This is a genomic window from Pseudomonas sp. HS6 (assembly GCF_023375815.1).
Classification (GTDB): domain Bacteria; phylum Pseudomonadota; class Gammaproteobacteria; order Pseudomonadales; family Pseudomonadaceae; genus Aquipseudomonas.
The window spans coordinates 4,721,558-4,737,146 of the sequence record NZ_CP067412.1; the positions used below are offsets into that span (position 1 = coordinate 4,721,558).

Sequence of the window (15,589 nt, forward strand, 5' to 3'; positions counted from 1 at the left end):
CATCGAGAGCAATCGTGTCCCTTTCGTCAAAACCGTTCATCCCCGCCTTCGGCCTCGGCAATCCGCACCTGCAAACCTTGTGGGGGCCGCTGTGGCGCAAAACCGTACACCTTGATCGCCAGCGCGAACGACTGTGGCTGGAGGACGGCGACTTTCTCGACCTCGACTGGCACGGCCCGCACAGCGCCGAAGCGCCATTGGTATTGGTGCTGCACGGGCTGACCGGTTCTTCCAATTCCCCTTACGTCGCCGGAATTCAGGCAGCGCTCGGCGCGCAAGGCTGGGCCAGTGTCGCGCTGAACTGGCGTGGTTGCTCGGGCGAGCCGAATCTGTTGCCGCGCAGCTACCATTCCGGCGCCAGCGAAGACCTCGCCGAGACCATACGACACCTGAAAGCCAAGCGACCACTGGCGCCGCTGTATGCGGTCGGTTACTCCCTGGGCGGCAACGTGCTGCTCAAGCATTTGGGTGAAACCGGCAGCACCAGCGGCGTGCTCGGCGCAGTGGCGGTGTCCGTGCCGTTTCGCCTCGATCAATGCGCCGACCGTATCGGCCAGGGTTTCTCGAAGGTCTATCAGGCGCACTTCATGCGCGAGATGGTGGCCTACATCAAGAACAAGCAGCGTCAGTTCCAGCATGACGGCCGCGAGGATGGTCTCGCCGCACTGGCAGCCCTTGGCTCGCTGGAAAACATGCGCACCTTCTGGGATTTCGATGGCCGGGTGACCGCGCCGCTGCATGGTTTTGCCGATGCCGAGGATTACTATCGCCGGGCATCAAGCCGCTACTTTCTCGGCGAAATCCGCACGCCGACCCTAATCATTCAGGCGGCGGATGATCCGTTCGTGTTCCCCCACAGCCTGCCGCAGGCCAGTGAGTTGTCGGCCACGACGCAGTTCGAATTGCAGAACAAGGGCGGGCACGTCGGCTTCGTCGACGGCACGGTCCGCCAGCCGGGTTATTACCTGGAACGACGGATTCCGCAGTGGCTGGCCGACGCGGGGCGCGGGTGAGGTCATGAGCGATCAGGGCGAATCGATCCGCTTCTGGCAAGCCGCGCCTCTGGCCGGGGTCGAGCTATTGACCGCGCGCTACATCGAGCATCGTTTCGCCCCCCACGTCCACGACGGTTATGTGATCGGCATGATCATGGCCGGCGCCCAACGCTATCGTTATCGCGGCGCCGAACACCTGGCGGGCAGCGGCACGCTGGTGCTGATCAATCCGGACGAAGTGCATAACGGCTACAAGGGCACCGAGGACGGCTGGCTGTACCGGGCGTTTTATCCCGACACCGGGCAGATCGTCGCGCTGCTGAATGAGCTGGAGCTGCCGACCACACCGATGCCGGCCTTCGGCGCGACCCTGTATCGCGATCCGGATCTGGTCAACGGTTTCTGTCAGTTGCATCACTTGCTGGAAAGCCCCGTCACTGCGCTGCAACAGCAAACGGTATGGCGGGAAATGATGCTGCTGCTGTTGCAGCGTCACGCGGCGGTGCAGATCAACGGCAATCCCGGCAAAGAGCACCGCGCGGTGGTGATGGCCAAGGAGTTGCTGCACGCGCAATTGGCGGCGCCGCCCTCGCTGGAAGAGCTGGCGGCGGCCGTCAACCTCTCGCCTTTCCACTTCGCCCGGGTGTTCCGCCGCGCCACCGGAATGCCGCCACACAGCTGGCTGATGCAGCAGCGGATCGCCTGCGCGCGGGGCTTGTTGCAGAGCGGGTGCCTGCCGGTGGAAGTTGCCACGCAACTGGGATTTGCCGACCAGAGTCATCTGAGTCGGCAGTTCAAACAAGTTTATGGCGTGGGGCCAGCCGCCTATCGCAGCGCGAGGTTCTTGAAATAGGCAACAAAAACTGTGGGAGCGAGCTTGCTCCCACAAAGTTATTCGCCGGTGGCAATACCGCGCGACGGCTCATTGATCCACTCGCTCCACGACCCGGCATACAGCGAACCCAATGGATAACCCGCCAGGCACAGGGCGAACAGGTTATGACACGCCGTCACCCCGGAACCGCAATACGCCACCAGATCGGCTGGCGACCGCTCGCCGAGTTTCGCGGCAAAGCGCTGCTTGAGCTGGTCGGACGGCAGGAAACGCCCATCGCTGCCCAGATTGTCGGTGAACGCCGCGCATCGCGCGCCGGGAATGTGCCCGGCAATCGGGTCGATCGGTTCCACTTCGCCCTTGAAACGCGGCAAGGCGCGGGCATCAAGAAGGGTCAGGCTTGGCTGACCGAGGCGCTGCTGCAATTGCTCGGCGCTGAGCAGCAGGTTTTTGTCCGCCTGCCCGCTGAACGTTCCGCGAGCCACCGAAGGCGCATCCAGGCTCAGCGGCAGACCCGCCGCGTGCCAGGCCTTGAGCCCGCCATCGAGAATGAACACGCCATCGCGCTTGCCCAGCCAGGCCAGCAACCACCAGGCCCGCGCCGCGTAGGCACCGGGGCCGTCGTCATACAGAACTACGTCGCTTTCGTTGCTGATACCGAAGGCTTGCAGGCGCTCAATTAACGCTGCCGGCTCCGGCAGCGGATGGCGCCCGGTCACACCCTTGGTCACCGGGCCGCTGAGGTCTCGCTCAAGATCGGCATAGCTCGCCCCGGCAATGTGCCCTTCGGCATAGCTGCGCTGGCCGTAATCCGGATCTTCGAGGGCAAAACGGCAATCAAGAATCACCAGCCCCGGTTGCTCCTTGCGGGCATCCAGCGTGGTCGGGCTGATCAGTTGCGCAATCGGCATAGCGAACGACTCCTGTAAGCGGATGGGTCAGGACCTTTCTTCGAGGGCCTGGGCCAACGGTACGTAGAACTCTTCGAACAGTGCGTTGACCTCATCGCGGGCCTGCTCGGTGACGAATCCCGCTTCCAGCACCAGCACCTGATACACGCCGCGTTTAATGGCCTGCTCGCTGAGGTAATTGGAGTTTTCCCGGGTCGTGCACAAAAAGCGCACCCATGAGGTGAGGATGATCCACGCGTTGAGGGTCAGGGACTCGATCTGCACCCGGTCCATCTTCAGGATGCCAGCGGCGACAAAGCCTTCATAGATTGCTGCCCCCTGAATCACGCAGCGCTGGGAAAAGCGCCGGTAACGCCCGGCCAGCTCCGGGTCGCTGTCGAGCAAATGCTCGAGATCGCGATGCAGAAAGCGGTAGCGCCACATCGCCGAAAGCAGTTCCTTGAGGTAGAAACGCTTGTCCTCGACCGTCGCCGCACGCCCCTGAGGCGGGCGCAGGAAGCTGTCCACAAGGCTTTCGTACTCACTGAACAATACGGCGATGATCGCCTGCTTGTTGGGGAAGTGGTAGTACAGGTTGCCCGGAGAAATCTCCATGTGGGCCGCGATGTGATTGGTGCTGATGCTGCGCTCGCCCTGCTGATTGAACAGCTCGAGGCTGTTCTGCACGATGCGCTCGCTGGTTTTGATCCGTGGGGCCATGGCTTGAGCTTTAATTCAGAGTGCGTTGGTGGGCATCTTACGACCTAACCGGAATTGGAGAAAACCATGGCACGCAAGGAAGTCATTTGACTTTCTAGAGCATAGACTCTAGAAAGTTCCTCACGACAACAAATCCGGAGCCGACAATGACCGCTGATATTGCCTACCTGCAATCGCTGCAACAGCCGCTGGAGGAGCTCAACCGGTTGTTCCACGCCCAGCGCGCCGCCTATGCCGCCAACCCGATGCCGCCTGCCGCCCAGCGCCAGCAATGGCTCAAGGCCTTGCGTGATCTGCTGAGCAGCGAACGGCAAGCGTTGGTCGAGGCGATCAGTTCCGATTTCAGCCACCGCAGCGCCGATGAAACCCTGCTCGCCGAGCTGATGCCGAGCCTGCACGGCATTCATTACGCCAGCCGGCATATCAGCAAATGGATGAAGCCTTCGCGACGCAAAGTGGGTGTCGCGTTCCAGCCGGCGTCGGCGAAAGTGGTGTATCAGCCGCTGGGCGTGGTCGGCGTTATCGTGCCGTGGAACTACCCGCTGTTCCTGGCCATGGGCCCTTTGACCGGTGCCCTTGCGGCTGGTAACCGGGTGATGCTCAAGCTCAGCGAATCGACCCCGGCCACCGGTCTGTTGCTCAAGGAATTGCTGGCGCGGATCTTCCCTGAAGACCTGGTCTGCGTGGTGCTCGGCGAGGCCGATGTCGGCGTGGCTTTCTCGAAACTGCGCTTCGATCACCTGCTGTTCACCGGCGCCACCAGCATCGGCAAGCACGTGATGCGCGCGGCGGCGGAAAACCTCACGCCGGTGACCCTGGAGCTGGGCGGCAAATCCCCGGCCATCGTCTCCCACGATGTTCCGCTCAAGGACGCCGCCGAGCGCATCGCTTTCGGCAAGACCCTCAACGCCGGCCAGACCTGCGTGGCTCCGGACTACGTGCTGGTGCCGGAAGATCGGGTCGGCGGTTTCGTCGAAGCCTATCGTCAGGCCGTGCGCGGGTTTTATCCGACGCTCGCCGACAACCCGGACTACACCGCCATCATCAACGAGCGCCAACTGGCGCGGCTGAACAGCTACCTCAGCGACGCCACCAGCAAGGGCGCGCTGCTGATTCCGCTGTTCGACCAGGGCCAGGGCCGACGCATGCCGCACAGCCTGCTGCTGAATGTCAGCGATGAGATGACGGTGATGCAGGACGAAATCTTCGGCCCGCTGCTGCCGATCGTGCCGTATCAGGATCTGGATCAGGCATTTGCTTACATCAATCAGCGGCCACGTCCTCTGGCTCTTTACTACTTCGGCTACGACAAACGCGAACAGAAGCGCGTGCTCCACGAAACCCACTCCGGTGGTGTCTGCCTCAACGACACGTTGCTGCATGTGGCCCAGGACGACATGCCGTTCGGCGGTATCGGCCCATCAGGCATGGGCCATTACCACGGACACGAAGGCTTTCTGACCTTCAGCAAGGCCAAGGGTGTACTGGTTAAACAGCGCTTCAACGCGGCGAAGCTGATCTACCCGCCGTACGGGAAATCCATTCAGAAACTGATCCAGAAGCTGTTCATTCGCTAACGTCACCGCCGGGTAATAACAACAATGCACCCAAGCCTGACCGAAACACCTGCACTGTCGCGACGTGGCCTGCTGAAATTCAGCTTCGGCGCCACGGCTTTCCTCGCCACCGCCGGCCTTGGTGCCAGCCTCAGCGGCTGTTCGTCGAGCGTATCGGCCAACGGATTCACCACGTTGCGCAGCGGCGACCTGCTGTTTCTGCGCGCGCTGATTCCGGTGATGCTCGAAGGCGCCGTCGCGATGGATAAGATGCCCGCTGCTGTCGACGGAGCGCTGAAGTCGCTGGACTACAGCCTCGATCACCTGTCACCGGAAATGCTCAAGCTCACCCGGCAACTGTTTGATGTGCTGGGCATGGCCGTAACCCGAGGACCGCTGACCGGGATCTGGGGCAGTTGGGAAAACTCCAGCCCCGAGGCGATCCGGCACTTCCTCGAGCGCTGGGAAAACAGTTCGTTGAACCTGCTGCGCATGGGCCACAGCTCCCTCCAGCAAATGGTGATGATGGCCTGGTACACCCGCGCCGAATCCTGGGCCCATTGCGGTTATCCCGGCCCGCCCACCGTTTGAGACGCGCGCCTCCCCCGAACAATAATAAGAGAGCCTGATTGATGCCCGTACCCGACCCGTTTCGCGAAGGCCTTGCCCGTGGCTGGAAAACCTACAACGGCGCACAACTGACCGATGACCTGACTCTGGAAGCCGACGTGGCCATCATCGGCAGCGGTGCCGGCGGCGGCACCACGGCGGAAATCCTCAGCGCCGCCGGCTACAGGGTGTTGCTGATCGAAGAAGGCCCGCTCAAGACCAGCAGCGACTTCAAGATGCTTGAGGACAAGGCCTACAGCAGCCTCTATCAGGAAGGCATCGGCCGCATGAGCAAGGACGGCGCGATCACCATCCTTCAGGGCCGCGCGGTCGGCGGCACCACCCTGATCAACTGGACCTCGAGCTTCCGAACCCCCGAGCCGACCCTCGAACACTGGGCCAAAGAACACAACGTCAAAGGCCACAGCCCCGCCGACATGGCGCCGTGGTTCGAAAAAATGGAGCAGCGCCTCGGCGTCGCGCCCTGGATGGTGCCACCCAACGCCAACAACGACGTGATCCGCAAAGGCTGCGAACAACTCGGCTACAGCTGGCACGTGATCCCGCGCAACGTGCGCGGCTGCTGGAATCTGGGTTACTGCGGCATGGGCTGCCCGACCAACGCCAAGCAATCGATGATGGTCACGACCATTCCGGCGACCCTGGAAAAGGGTGGCGAACTACTCTATCTGGCCCGGGCTGAAAAACTGTTGATCAACGGCGACAAGGTCACCGGCCTGCAATGCGTGGCGATGGACGAACGCTGCGTCGAAACGACCGGGCGCAAGATCACGGTCAAGGCCCGCCATTACGTGCTGGCCGGTGGCGGGATCAACAGCCCTGCCCTGCTGCTGCGTTCGGATGCGCCGGACCCGCATCAAAGCCTCGGCAAACGCACCTTCCTGCACCCGGTGAACATGTCCGCCGGGCGTTTCGACGAGGTCATCAACCCGTTTTATGGGGCGCCGCAATCGATCTACTCCGACCACTTCCAGTGGAAGGACGGCACCACCGGGCCGATGGCTTTCAAACTCGAAGTGCCACCGCTGCACCCGGCGCTGGCCGCCACCCTGCTCGGCGGCTTCGGCCAGGAAAACGCGCAACACATGGCGGATCTTCCGCACACCCACGCCATGCTCGCGTTGCTGCGTGACGGCTTTCACCAGGACAGCCAAGGCGGCAGTGTCGAATTGCGCGGTGATGGTTCGCCGGTACTCGATTATCAGGTGTCGTCCTACGCCTGGGACGGATTGCGTCGGGCCTTCCACGTCATGGCCGAGATCCAGTTTGCCGGCGGCGCCAAAGCGGTGATGCCGATGCACGCCGATGCGCGCTACGTAAACAACCTGGCCGAGGCCCGCACGATGATCGACGGCCTGAGCCTTGAGCTGTACCGCACCCGCCTGGGCAGCGCCCATGTCATGGGCGGTTGTGCGATGGGCGAAGACCCGAAAACCGCCGTCACCGACAGCCTTGGCCGGCATCATCAGCTGCGCAATCTGTCGATTCACGACGGTTCACTGTTCCCCACCAGCATCGGCGCCAACCCGCAGCTGTCGGTGTATGGTCTGACGGCGCAACTGGCAACATCCCTCGGCGAACGGTTGAGAAACCCGTGAAAAAGCCGAAGATTCGTACCGTCTATAGTGCTTTCTTACCCAAAAGGCGACTTGGCCGACCGGGACGGCTGCGATACCATCCGACTCCCCAACGGATTCCCGCCAGGACGACGCGATGAACCGAGTGTTGTACCCAGGTACCTTCGACCCTATTACCAAGGGCCATGGCGATCTGGTCGAACGCGCTTCGCGCCTGTTCGACCATGTGATCATCGCCGTCGCCGCCAGCCCCAAGAAAAATCCGCTGTTCCCGCTGGAACAACGGGTCGAGCTGGCCCGCGAGGTCACCAAACACCTGCCGAACGTGGAAGTGGTCGGCTTCTCGACGCTGCTGGCGCATTTCGCCAAAGAGCAGAACGCCAACGTGTTCCTGCGTGGTTTGCGCGCGGTGTCGGACTTCGAATACGAATTCCAGCTGGCCAACATGAACCGCCAGTTGGCACCGGATGTGGAAAGCCTGTTTCTCACCCCGTCCGAGCGTTATTCGTTCATTTCCTCGACCCTGGTGCGGGAAATTGCAGCCCTGGGCGGCGATATCAGCAAGTTCGTCCACCCGGCGGTCGCTGATGCACTGACCCTGCGCTTCAAGAAGTAACGACCGTTCAAACGGCGCCCGCGTGCACTGCGGGCGCCAATGCGGCACAATTGCGCGCATTGATTTATTGCGCCCGGGCCCGCCGCCCCGGCTGGAGTTAGCATGTCCCTGATCATCACCGACGATTGCATCAACTGCGACGTCTGCGAACCCGAGTGCCCGAATGCCGCCATTTCCCAGGGCGAAGAGATCTACGTGATCGACCCGAACCTGTGCACCCAGTGCGTCGGCCACTACGACGAGCCGCAGTGCCAGCAGGTCTGCCCGGTGGATTGCATTCCACTGGACGAAGCCCATCCGGAGACTGAAGAACAGTTGATGGAGAAGTACCGCAAGATTACCGGCAAGGCTTGATTTTCTGACCGCGATCGTAGCGCCAGGCTGCGATCGGGTCATTCACGCTGCTCGAATCCTTCCCCGGTACATCCCAGGCAACGCACGAACGCCGCTTTCGCCGGTGCCACCACCAGCGCCTCCCCCGCATCGCCGACACCGCCACCCAGCGCGGTAAACGGCAACGACACCACAAACACCCCCGCACCGATCACCGTCGCCGCCACCAGCAAGGGGCGGGCAATCAGCAGATCGCCGATCATGGCGTAGGCCGGTGGGTTCTGGATGGCGTATCGCGGGTCACCGCTGCCGCCTTCCGTGGCATGAACGGTCAGGCCGGAACACAGCAGCAATGCGAGGAACAGGGCTTGCGAGGATTTCATGGCACGATCCTTCGGGCTGAACAGTGAGACAACTCACTATAGACCGTAGGACTTTTTCAGCTTTTGCGCGTCAGCTTTGGCAGCGCGGACAGAAAACGCTGGCACGCTGCCCCAGCTTCACTTCCCGCAGACCGGTGCCGCAGACTTTGCAGTGCTCGTTACCACGCCCGTAGACAAACAGTTCCTGCTGGAAATACCCCGGCTGCCCATCGCCACCGATGAAATCACGCAACGTAGTGCCGCCGCGCTCGATGGCGGCAGCGAGGATGCGTTTGATCTCGATCGCCAGCTTCAGATACCGCGCCCGGGAAATGCCCTTGGCTTCGCGGCGCGGATCGATACCGGCGGCGAACAACGCTTCGGTCGCGTAAATATTGCCGACACCCACCACCACCGCGTTGTCCATGATGAACGGCTTGACCGCCATCGAACGCCCGCGTGACAGCTGAAACAACCGCTCGCCATCGAACAGGTCGGTCAACGGCTCCGGCCCCAGGCGAATCAACAATTCGTGATTGAGCGGGTCGGTGCTCCAGAGCATCGCGCCGAAGCGCCGCGGATCGGTGTAACGCAGGGCCAGGCCGGATTCCAGTTCGATGTCCACATGTTCATGCTTGGCTGCCGGCAGCCCGACCTCGACCAGCCGTAAGTTGCCCGACATGCCCAAGTGGCTGATCAGCGTGCCGACCTCGGCGTTGATCAGCAGATACTTGGCGCGTCGCTCGACCAGCACGATGCGCTGCCCGGACAGGCGCACATCGAGATCTTCGGGAATCGGCCAGCGCAACCGCCGGTCACGCACGATCACCCGGCTGACCCGCTGGCCTTCCAGGTGCGGGGCGATCCCGCGACGGGTGGTTTCGACTTCCGGCAATTCAGGCATGGGGGTCTCGAATCAGTTTGCTAAATCAATGTGCGCCAAGCTCGCGGATCGTCTGCTTCAACGTTTCGAAGTCGTAATCCGAAAGGCCGATGTATTCGAGCACCAGCGGACCAACTGTCTGCCATTCGAAGTCTTCGGTCTGGTTGCCCAGTACCCGGTACGACGCGCAGATGTGCTCGGCCATTTTCAGGATCGCCAGCAGGTTTTTCATCTGGGTGTTGCGCGAGGTCTCGTCGCTGAAGATCGCCAGGGCATTGTGGTGGTTGGCGATGGCCGCACTGACATGTTCCGGCAGGCGCCAGGACTTGGCGGTGTAATAACCGACCACCGAGTGGTTAGTGTTGTAGACATCGTTCTCGGTGTCCACGACACGGCGCTCGGCACCCGCGTTGGCATAGGCCTGTTCAAGTGTCTTCATGTAATCCGGAAAACGCTGGAGCATCAGCGGCACACCGCAGTCATGGAACAGCCCCAACGCGTAGGCCTCGTCGCTCGCCTCGGTGCCGACGCGCTTGGCCAGGGTCAAACAGGTCATGGCCACGTCCTGGGCGGTGTCCCAGAAACGGTTGAGGGTGACGATGGTGTCGTCGTTCATTTCGCCCTTGATCGACATCGCGTTGATCAGATTGACGATAGAACGGCTGCCCAGCAGGTTCACCGCGCGCTTGATCGAGGTGATCTTGTTGCTCAGGCCGTAATACGGCGAGTTGACGATTTTCAGCAGAGAGCCGGACAAGCCGGGATCCTGGGCAATCAGCTTGGCGATCGTCTCCAGGTCCGGGTCGGGCATGTACTGCTCCATTTGCAGATCCACCATGATCTGCGGTTGCGCGGGCACACTGATGCCTTGCAGGGACTGTTGAATCTGTTCGGTGGTCAGCTCTTGGGACATAAGTACACACTCTGGGACAGGCGGCGATTCTAACCTCTAAAAACCGACGGACGACACTTTGGGGGCAGATCGGCGGAAACTTTCATTCAAGACCATTTGGCCAATTCTGCCTTCATCCGCTGACAGGCCTGGCTTGCGCGCCACATGTCCAGCACCGAACCCGCGTGCAGCACAACACGGTATACTCCCGCTCTTTTTTCCGGAGCGACGTCATGTCCCTGCCTAGCTTGCGCCTCAAAGCCAACGCCGACCGTCGCCTGCGCGCCGGTCACCTGTGGGTCTACAGCAACGAAATCGACGTGGCCGCGACCCCGTTGCACGGCTTCAAGGCCGGCGACCAGGCGATCCTCGAAGCCGCCGGCGGCAAGCCGCTGGGCATCGTCGCCATGAGCCCGAACAATCTGATCTGCGCCCGCCTGTTGTCGCGCGACATCAAGCTGCCGCTGGACAAGTCGCTGCTGGTGCATCGCCTGAACGTGGCCCTGTCCCTGCGTGATCGCCTGTTCGACAAGCCGTTCTATCGCCTGGTCTACGGTGATTCCGACCTGCTGCCGGGTCTGGTCGTCGACCGTTTCGGCGACATCCTCGTGGTGCAGATCGCTTCGGCGACCATGGAAGCGCATAAAGATGACGTGATCGCGGCGCTGACCCAAGTGCTCAAGCCAAGCGGCATCCTGTTCAAGAACGACTCCGCTGCGCGTGATGCCGAAGGCCTCGAGCGTTACACCGAAACCGTGTTCGGCCTGGTGCCGGAGTGGGTGGCGCTGGAAGAGAACGGCGTGAAATTCGAAGCCCCGGTGATTCAGGGCCAGAAAACCGGCTGGTTCTACGACCACCGCATGAACCGCGCGCGCCTGGCCCCTTACGCCAAAGGCAAACGCGTGCTGGACCTCTACAGCTACATCGGTGGCTGGGGCGTACAGGCTGCCGCGTTCGGCGCCAGCGAAGTGTTCTGCGTCGACGCCTCGGGCTTCGCCCTCGATGGCGTTGAGCGCAACGCCGCGCTGAACGGTTTTGCCGACAAGATGACCTGCATCGAAGGCGACGTCTTCGAAGCCCTGAAGGAACTCAAGGCCAGCGAAGAGCGCTTCGACGTGATCGTTGCCGATCCGCCTGCGTTCATCAAACGCAAGAAGGACATGAAAAACGGTGAAGGCGCCTACCGCCGCCTGAACGAGCAAGCCATGCGCCTGCTCAACAAGGACGGCATCCTGTTCAGCGCTTCGTGCTCGATGCACCTGCCGGAAGACGATCTGCAGAACATCCTGCTGACCAGCGCCCGTCACCTGGACCGCAACATCCAGCTGCTGGAGCGCGGCGGTCAGGGCCCGGATCACCCGGTACACCCGGCCATCCCGGAAACCCGCTACATCAAGAGCATCACCTGCCGTCTGCTGCCCAACAGCTAACGGTTAGAAGGTATCGATGCATAAAAGAAGGGGAGCCAACAGGCTCCCCTTCTTTTTGCCTTACATTATTGGCCTTCCTACATTTACCGTCCGGCCAACGTGCAGGACTTTTCCTGACATCCACCACCTACCAACTTCTAACTTACAAGTACCTTACAAGCCGAAGATCACTCCGACAAAATTACTGGAATATTCCTACTTAATATCCACTTGCGATTAATCCATTACAAACTATTATTAAGTCGTCACCACGAGGTGGCACTCAACAAACAACGAAGCATCAATGAACAAGGAGTTCAAACATGAAAGCAATTACTCTGGAATCCCGCAAAATCGCTAACCTGGCTTTTCTGGTTGCGCCTAAAACCCGCTAAGTAAGGCTGACGCTGGGTATCGCCGGCTACCCAGCGTCTTTGATGACCTATCCAGAGAGCCTTGCCTGAACATGCAAATAAATCCCTATCTTTTCATATTGCCGCGCACGCCCGGCCAAATAGTCTGGAACTACAAGGACCACACGCAACATGAACTTGATCTGGACTATTCATCTCGCCTTGCACAACTAATACATAATCCCGAGCTGTACGACAACGACAACATCATAGATACACAGTTACTCAATGCCGGAATACTGACAACATCGACAATAAACAGCCCTGCCTGGGGCTGGGATGAACTGTCGAAGATTTATCACATCGGCACTCGTAACATTCCTTGCGAACATATTCCGAAAAACATTCATGAATGGGCCAGACAATATCTGGAACATTGCAACGAAGTGCTCGCCTCCTCGGCGCCGGCCCATGACATGGCTGACCGTATTACAGGCGGACGCATCGCTCTCCCCTCGCCGTCGGCGCCGAAAGACGACAGTCTGTCGAACGCCTTGATCCGGCGGAAAACCTGCCGGTCCTTCACCGGCTCACCTATTCGACTGAGGGATGTCGGCTCGTTGCTGTACCTGACTCTCGGTTATCTGCGCGAGCGCGAAGACGATTGCGACGACAGCATCGCCGAAGGGCTCGACGTCCGCCGCAGCAGCCCTTCCGGTGGCGGGCTCAATGCCTGCGAAGGTTACCTGCTGATCCAGAACGTCGAAGACCTGGCACCTGGCGTCTATGCCTATCACCCGGCCGAACACGCCTTGAGCCTGATCAATCGGTCGCCCGACACAGCGCTGGGCAATCTGCTGGGAGGCCAGCACTTCATCAACAACCTGCCACTGGGCCTGTTCATCACCGCCCGTTTCGACAGGCTCTGGTGGAAATATCCCCACTCGCGCGCCTATCGAATGGCGTTCGTCGAGGCCGGGCATCTTTCACAGACGTTTCAACTGGCCGCCACGGCGCTTGGCATGAACACCTGGCTGACGGGCGCATTTACCGACGATCAGATCGACACATTGCTTCAACTCGAAAATGGTAACGAGCAACCGCTGTTCTTTGTCGGTTGCGGCGAAAGCGATGGTCAGGCGATGTGCCAGGAAATGCGCGACCTGTTGCGCGGGACGCCAGCATGAGCCTTCTCCCCCAGGCCCCGGCCTTCGAGTTTTCACTGGGCGACTGGAACACCCGCGCTTCGGTACGTTCCAGCGCCCACGATTACAGCTTGCCGGCTGACATCGCGCAACAACTGGAAACCCGTCACTGGTTCCCGCCGGCATTTCTGCCCTATCTCGCCCACCCGGCCATCGAAGCGGCGGGCCGTTCGGTAGTGCATCGGCTCACGGCCAATCATCTGGTGCACTTTCTCGACTACACCACTTTGCTCGAACACCGCATCGTCAATCGCGCCGTGGAAGTCATCGTCCACGGCGAACTGCCGGTCGATGTTTCGCCAGCCATGAAAACCGCCGCGTTTCAGCTCTACACCGATGAGGGCTACCACGCCCTGTTTTCCCATCAGGTCGCGGAACAGATTGCCGGGTTCTACGCCATCACCGGGCGCCCGGTGATGCCCAAGCGAATCACGCGGATGAACGGGTTGATCGACAGAACCCTCCAGGAACAGCGACCGCTGACATGGTTCCTGCTCGGCTTCGTCTCGGAAACCATCATCGCCCGGGAGCTGCTTGACGTCTGCCGGGACAGCCTGGTGTCCGGGGTCAACGACATGTTGCGCGATCACCTCACGGACGAAGCGCGCCACAGTCGCTACTTCACTGAAGTGTTCCACTACCTCTGGCTGCATCTGGGCGCGCAACAACGGACGTTCACCGCCACGACCCTGCTTGAGATCATCGGGATCTTCTTCGAAGTCGATAAACAGTGGCTGCAACAGAGTCTGTGCGACGCAGGGATTGCCGATAACGCAGTGCTGGAAATTCTCGGCAAGATGGCGACGAGGCAAGCCAGTCAGTTGCGCGCACGGGCAGGCAGCATCGCCACGTTGAATGCACTGAAGAAAGCCGGATTTTTCGCTGAACCTCAAAACCAGATACTTTTCGCCAGGGCAGGATTGATCGATGGATAAAGGAAAATCCGGGGTGACGACCCGACAACGTCGCGGGGCCGTCAGCCTGTTGCTGGCGATGGTGTTGCTGGGTGTATTTCCGCTGGATGTCCTGCTGCCTTCGTTCCCGGCATTGGCCGAACACTTTCGCCGCACGCCGGCGGACATCGCGCTGTCCATCAGCCTGTTCGCAGTCGGTATCGCCTTCGCCCAGTTACTGATCGGGCCGCTGTCGGATGTGATCGGGCGCAAGGGGCTGCTGCTCGCCGGCATGAGCGTTTCAATACTCGGCGCACTCGGGTGTGTGATGACCTCTGACTATTCGCTGTTCCTGATATTCCGGGTCGTTCAGGCGCTGGGCTGCGGTTGTTTCGTGCTGTCCCAGGCGCTGGTCCAGGATCTGTTCGAAGGCGAGGAACGCGATCGCCTGCGAATCCTGATGGTCACCGCCGGCGGGATCTTCATCTCGGTATCACCGCTGGCCGGCACGTTCATGCAGGCAACGTTGGGTTGGCGTGGCAGCTTCTGGGTGTTCATCGCATTATCCGCCGTGGTGCTGCTCAAGGCCTGGCTGTTTCTGGAGAACACCCGACCGAGCGCCAGTAGCACACGTACAAACTTCCTCACGGCTTACCGACAGGTGCTGGGGGATTTCGACTTCGTCGGCTACTGGCTGATTTCGGCATTTGCGTTCGCCTGTCACTTTTCATTCATCGTGATTTCGCCGCTGATCTTCATGGACCGGCTGCAAATGTCCGCTTACGAATTTTCGTTGATCCTGCTGATCTACGGTGCGGCGTACGTCACCGGGGGCATCCTCGCCAGCGTGCTGAGCAGGCGCATCACCAGCGGCCAGCAGATGGTCGTCGGCTTGAGCCTGATCCTGTTCGCCGGCGTGAGCATGCTGTACCTGTCGTCGAGCTTCGTACTCGCTCCGGCGACAGTGCTGATCCCGATGCTGATCTGCACCGCCGGCACAACCATTGCCCGGCCGGCGGCCACCTCCCGGGCCATGAGCCTGTTTCCGGACAACGCCGGCACCTCGGCCTCGGCCGGCAGCACGATCATCTTTATCTGCGGCGGGTTGATCAGTGCCTTGATCAGTCTGAGCCCGACCAACCTGCAATCCACCCTGGGTTACAGCTTTGTCTTGCTCAGTGGTGTGGCGCTCGCCTTGAACAACCGGATCAGCCGTCGCGCCAGAACCCTGCAAACCGGCGCCGTTGCACAGCCGGGTGGCGATTAAACCTGCCAGTCGTCATTCCGCGCGCGGCGTCAGCACTGGAACAACGTTTTGCGTCATTCCCTCCTGACGCCAGCGGTGTAGAATCGCGAGATTCATCGCCATTCATCCCCGGCGGGTTTATGAGCTCAGGCTGAGACCAGCGGCGATCCCGCAACGTCATCGGCAACTTCAGG

The 15,589-nt window shown here is 60.9% G+C and carries 16 protein-coding genes; 11 read left to right on the plus strand and 5 right to left on the minus strand.

The window, feature by feature from the left end:
* The first annotated feature begins 14 nt into the window (after positions 1–14).
* A complete protein-coding gene (locus tag JJN09_RS21335; protein ID WP_249483565.1) occupies positions 15–1,013 on the plus strand; it encodes a hydrolase in 999 nt (332 codons plus the stop codon).
* Between the two features lie 4 nt (positions 1,014–1,017).
* A complete protein-coding gene (locus JJN09_RS21340; protein WP_249483567.1) occupies positions 1,018–1,848 on the plus strand; it encodes an AraC family transcriptional regulator in 831 nt (276 codons plus the stop codon).
* A gap of 38 nt (positions 1,849–1,886) precedes the next feature.
* Here JJN09_RS21340 and JJN09_RS21345 read toward each other — a convergent pair whose 3' ends face one another.
* Positions 1,887–2,741, minus strand: coding sequence for a sulfurtransferase (locus JJN09_RS21345; protein WP_249483569.1), 855 nt, complete (start codon positions 2,739–2,741; stop codon positions 1,887–1,889).
* Between the two features lie 27 nt (positions 2,742–2,768).
* Positions 2,769–3,440 carry a TetR/AcrR family transcriptional regulator gene (locus tag JJN09_RS21350; RefSeq protein WP_249483571.1) on the minus strand — a complete coding sequence of 224 codons (672 nt, stop codon included), beginning with the start codon at positions 3,438–3,440 and terminating at the stop codon, positions 2,769–2,771.
* 146 nt (positions 3,441–3,586) lie between these two features.
* On the opposite strand from JJN09_RS21350, the gene JJN09_RS21355 reads away from it, so the two are divergent.
* The 5 genes from JJN09_RS21355 to JJN09_RS21375 all read left to right on the plus strand — a co-directional run bounded on the left by JJN09_RS21355 (position 3,587) and on the right by JJN09_RS21375 (position 8,173).
* Positions 3,587–5,017 (plus strand): coniferyl aldehyde dehydrogenase, encoded by a 1,431-nt coding sequence (locus JJN09_RS21355; RefSeq protein WP_249483573.1) that lies wholly within the window; start codon positions 3,587–3,589, stop codon positions 5,015–5,017.
* Positions 5,018–5,041: 24 nt separating this feature from the next.
* Positions 5,042–5,587, plus strand: coding sequence for a twin-arginine translocation pathway signal protein (locus tag JJN09_RS21360; protein ID WP_249483574.1), 546 nt, complete (start codon positions 5,042–5,044; stop codon positions 5,585–5,587).
* 41 nt (positions 5,588–5,628) lie between these two features.
* Positions 5,629–7,224, plus strand: a complete 1,596-nt coding sequence (locus tag JJN09_RS21365) for a GMC family oxidoreductase (RefSeq protein WP_249483576.1) — start codon at positions 5,629–5,631, stop codon at positions 7,222–7,224.
* Positions 7,225–7,339: 115 nt separating this feature from the next.
* Complete coding sequence (gene coaD / locus JJN09_RS21370; RefSeq protein ID WP_003229157.1) at positions 7,340–7,819, plus strand: pantetheine-phosphate adenylyltransferase; 480 nt, start codon at positions 7,340–7,342, stop codon at positions 7,817–7,819.
* Positions 7,820–7,921: 102 nt separating this feature from the next.
* Positions 7,922–8,173 (plus strand): YfhL family 4Fe-4S dicluster ferredoxin, encoded by a 252-nt coding sequence (locus tag JJN09_RS21375; RefSeq protein WP_003195146.1) that lies wholly within the window; start codon positions 7,922–7,924, stop codon positions 8,171–8,173.
* A 38-nt stretch (positions 8,174–8,211) separates the two neighbouring features.
* On the opposite strand, the gene JJN09_RS21380 is transcribed toward JJN09_RS21375, so the two are convergent.
* The 3 genes from JJN09_RS21380 to JJN09_RS21390 all read right to left on the minus strand — a co-directional run bounded on the left by JJN09_RS21380 (position 8,212) and on the right by JJN09_RS21390 (position 10,256).
* The gene (locus JJN09_RS21380; protein WP_249483578.1) at positions 8,212–8,535 is read right to left on the minus strand and encodes a multidrug transporter; all 324 of its coding nucleotides are present in this window, start codon (positions 8,533–8,535) and stop codon (positions 8,212–8,214) included.
* 70 nt (positions 8,536–8,605) lie between these two features.
* The gene (mutM, locus tag JJN09_RS21385) at positions 8,606–9,418 is read right to left on the minus strand and encodes a bifunctional DNA-formamidopyrimidine glycosylase/DNA-(apurinic or apyrimidinic site) lyase (protein WP_102619680.1); all 813 of its coding nucleotides are present in this window, start codon (positions 9,416–9,418) and stop codon (positions 8,606–8,608) included.
* Positions 9,419–9,443: 25 nt separating this feature from the next.
* A complete protein-coding gene (locus tag JJN09_RS21390) occupies positions 9,444–10,256 on the minus strand; it encodes an HDOD domain-containing protein (protein WP_249490836.1) in 813 nt (270 codons plus the stop codon).
* 266 nt (positions 10,257–10,522) lie between these two features.
* On the opposite strand from JJN09_RS21390, the gene JJN09_RS21395 reads away from it, so the two are divergent.
* From JJN09_RS21395 to JJN09_RS21410, 4 genes are all read left to right on the plus strand, one after another.
* Positions 10,523–11,719, plus strand: a complete 1,197-nt coding sequence (locus JJN09_RS21395; RefSeq protein WP_249483580.1) for a class I SAM-dependent rRNA methyltransferase — start codon at positions 10,523–10,525, stop codon at positions 11,717–11,719.
* Between the two features lie 445 nt (positions 11,720–12,164).
* Positions 12,165–13,238 (plus strand): SagB family peptide dehydrogenase, encoded by a 1,074-nt coding sequence (locus JJN09_RS21400; protein ID WP_249483582.1) that lies wholly within the window; start codon positions 12,165–12,167, stop codon positions 13,236–13,238.
* On the plus strand, positions 13,235–14,191 hold the full coding sequence (locus JJN09_RS21405; protein WP_249483584.1) for a diiron oxygenase: 957 nt from the start codon (positions 13,235–13,237) through the stop codon (positions 14,189–14,191). Before JJN09_RS21400 ends, JJN09_RS21405 begins: the two co-directional genes overlap by 4 nt.
* Complete coding sequence (locus tag JJN09_RS21410) at positions 14,184–15,416, plus strand: multidrug effflux MFS transporter (protein ID WP_249483586.1); 1,233 nt, start codon at positions 14,184–14,186, stop codon at positions 15,414–15,416. The genes JJN09_RS21405 and JJN09_RS21410 overlap by 8 nt, the downstream gene beginning before the upstream one ends.
* Positions 15,417–15,589 lie beyond the last annotated feature (173 nt).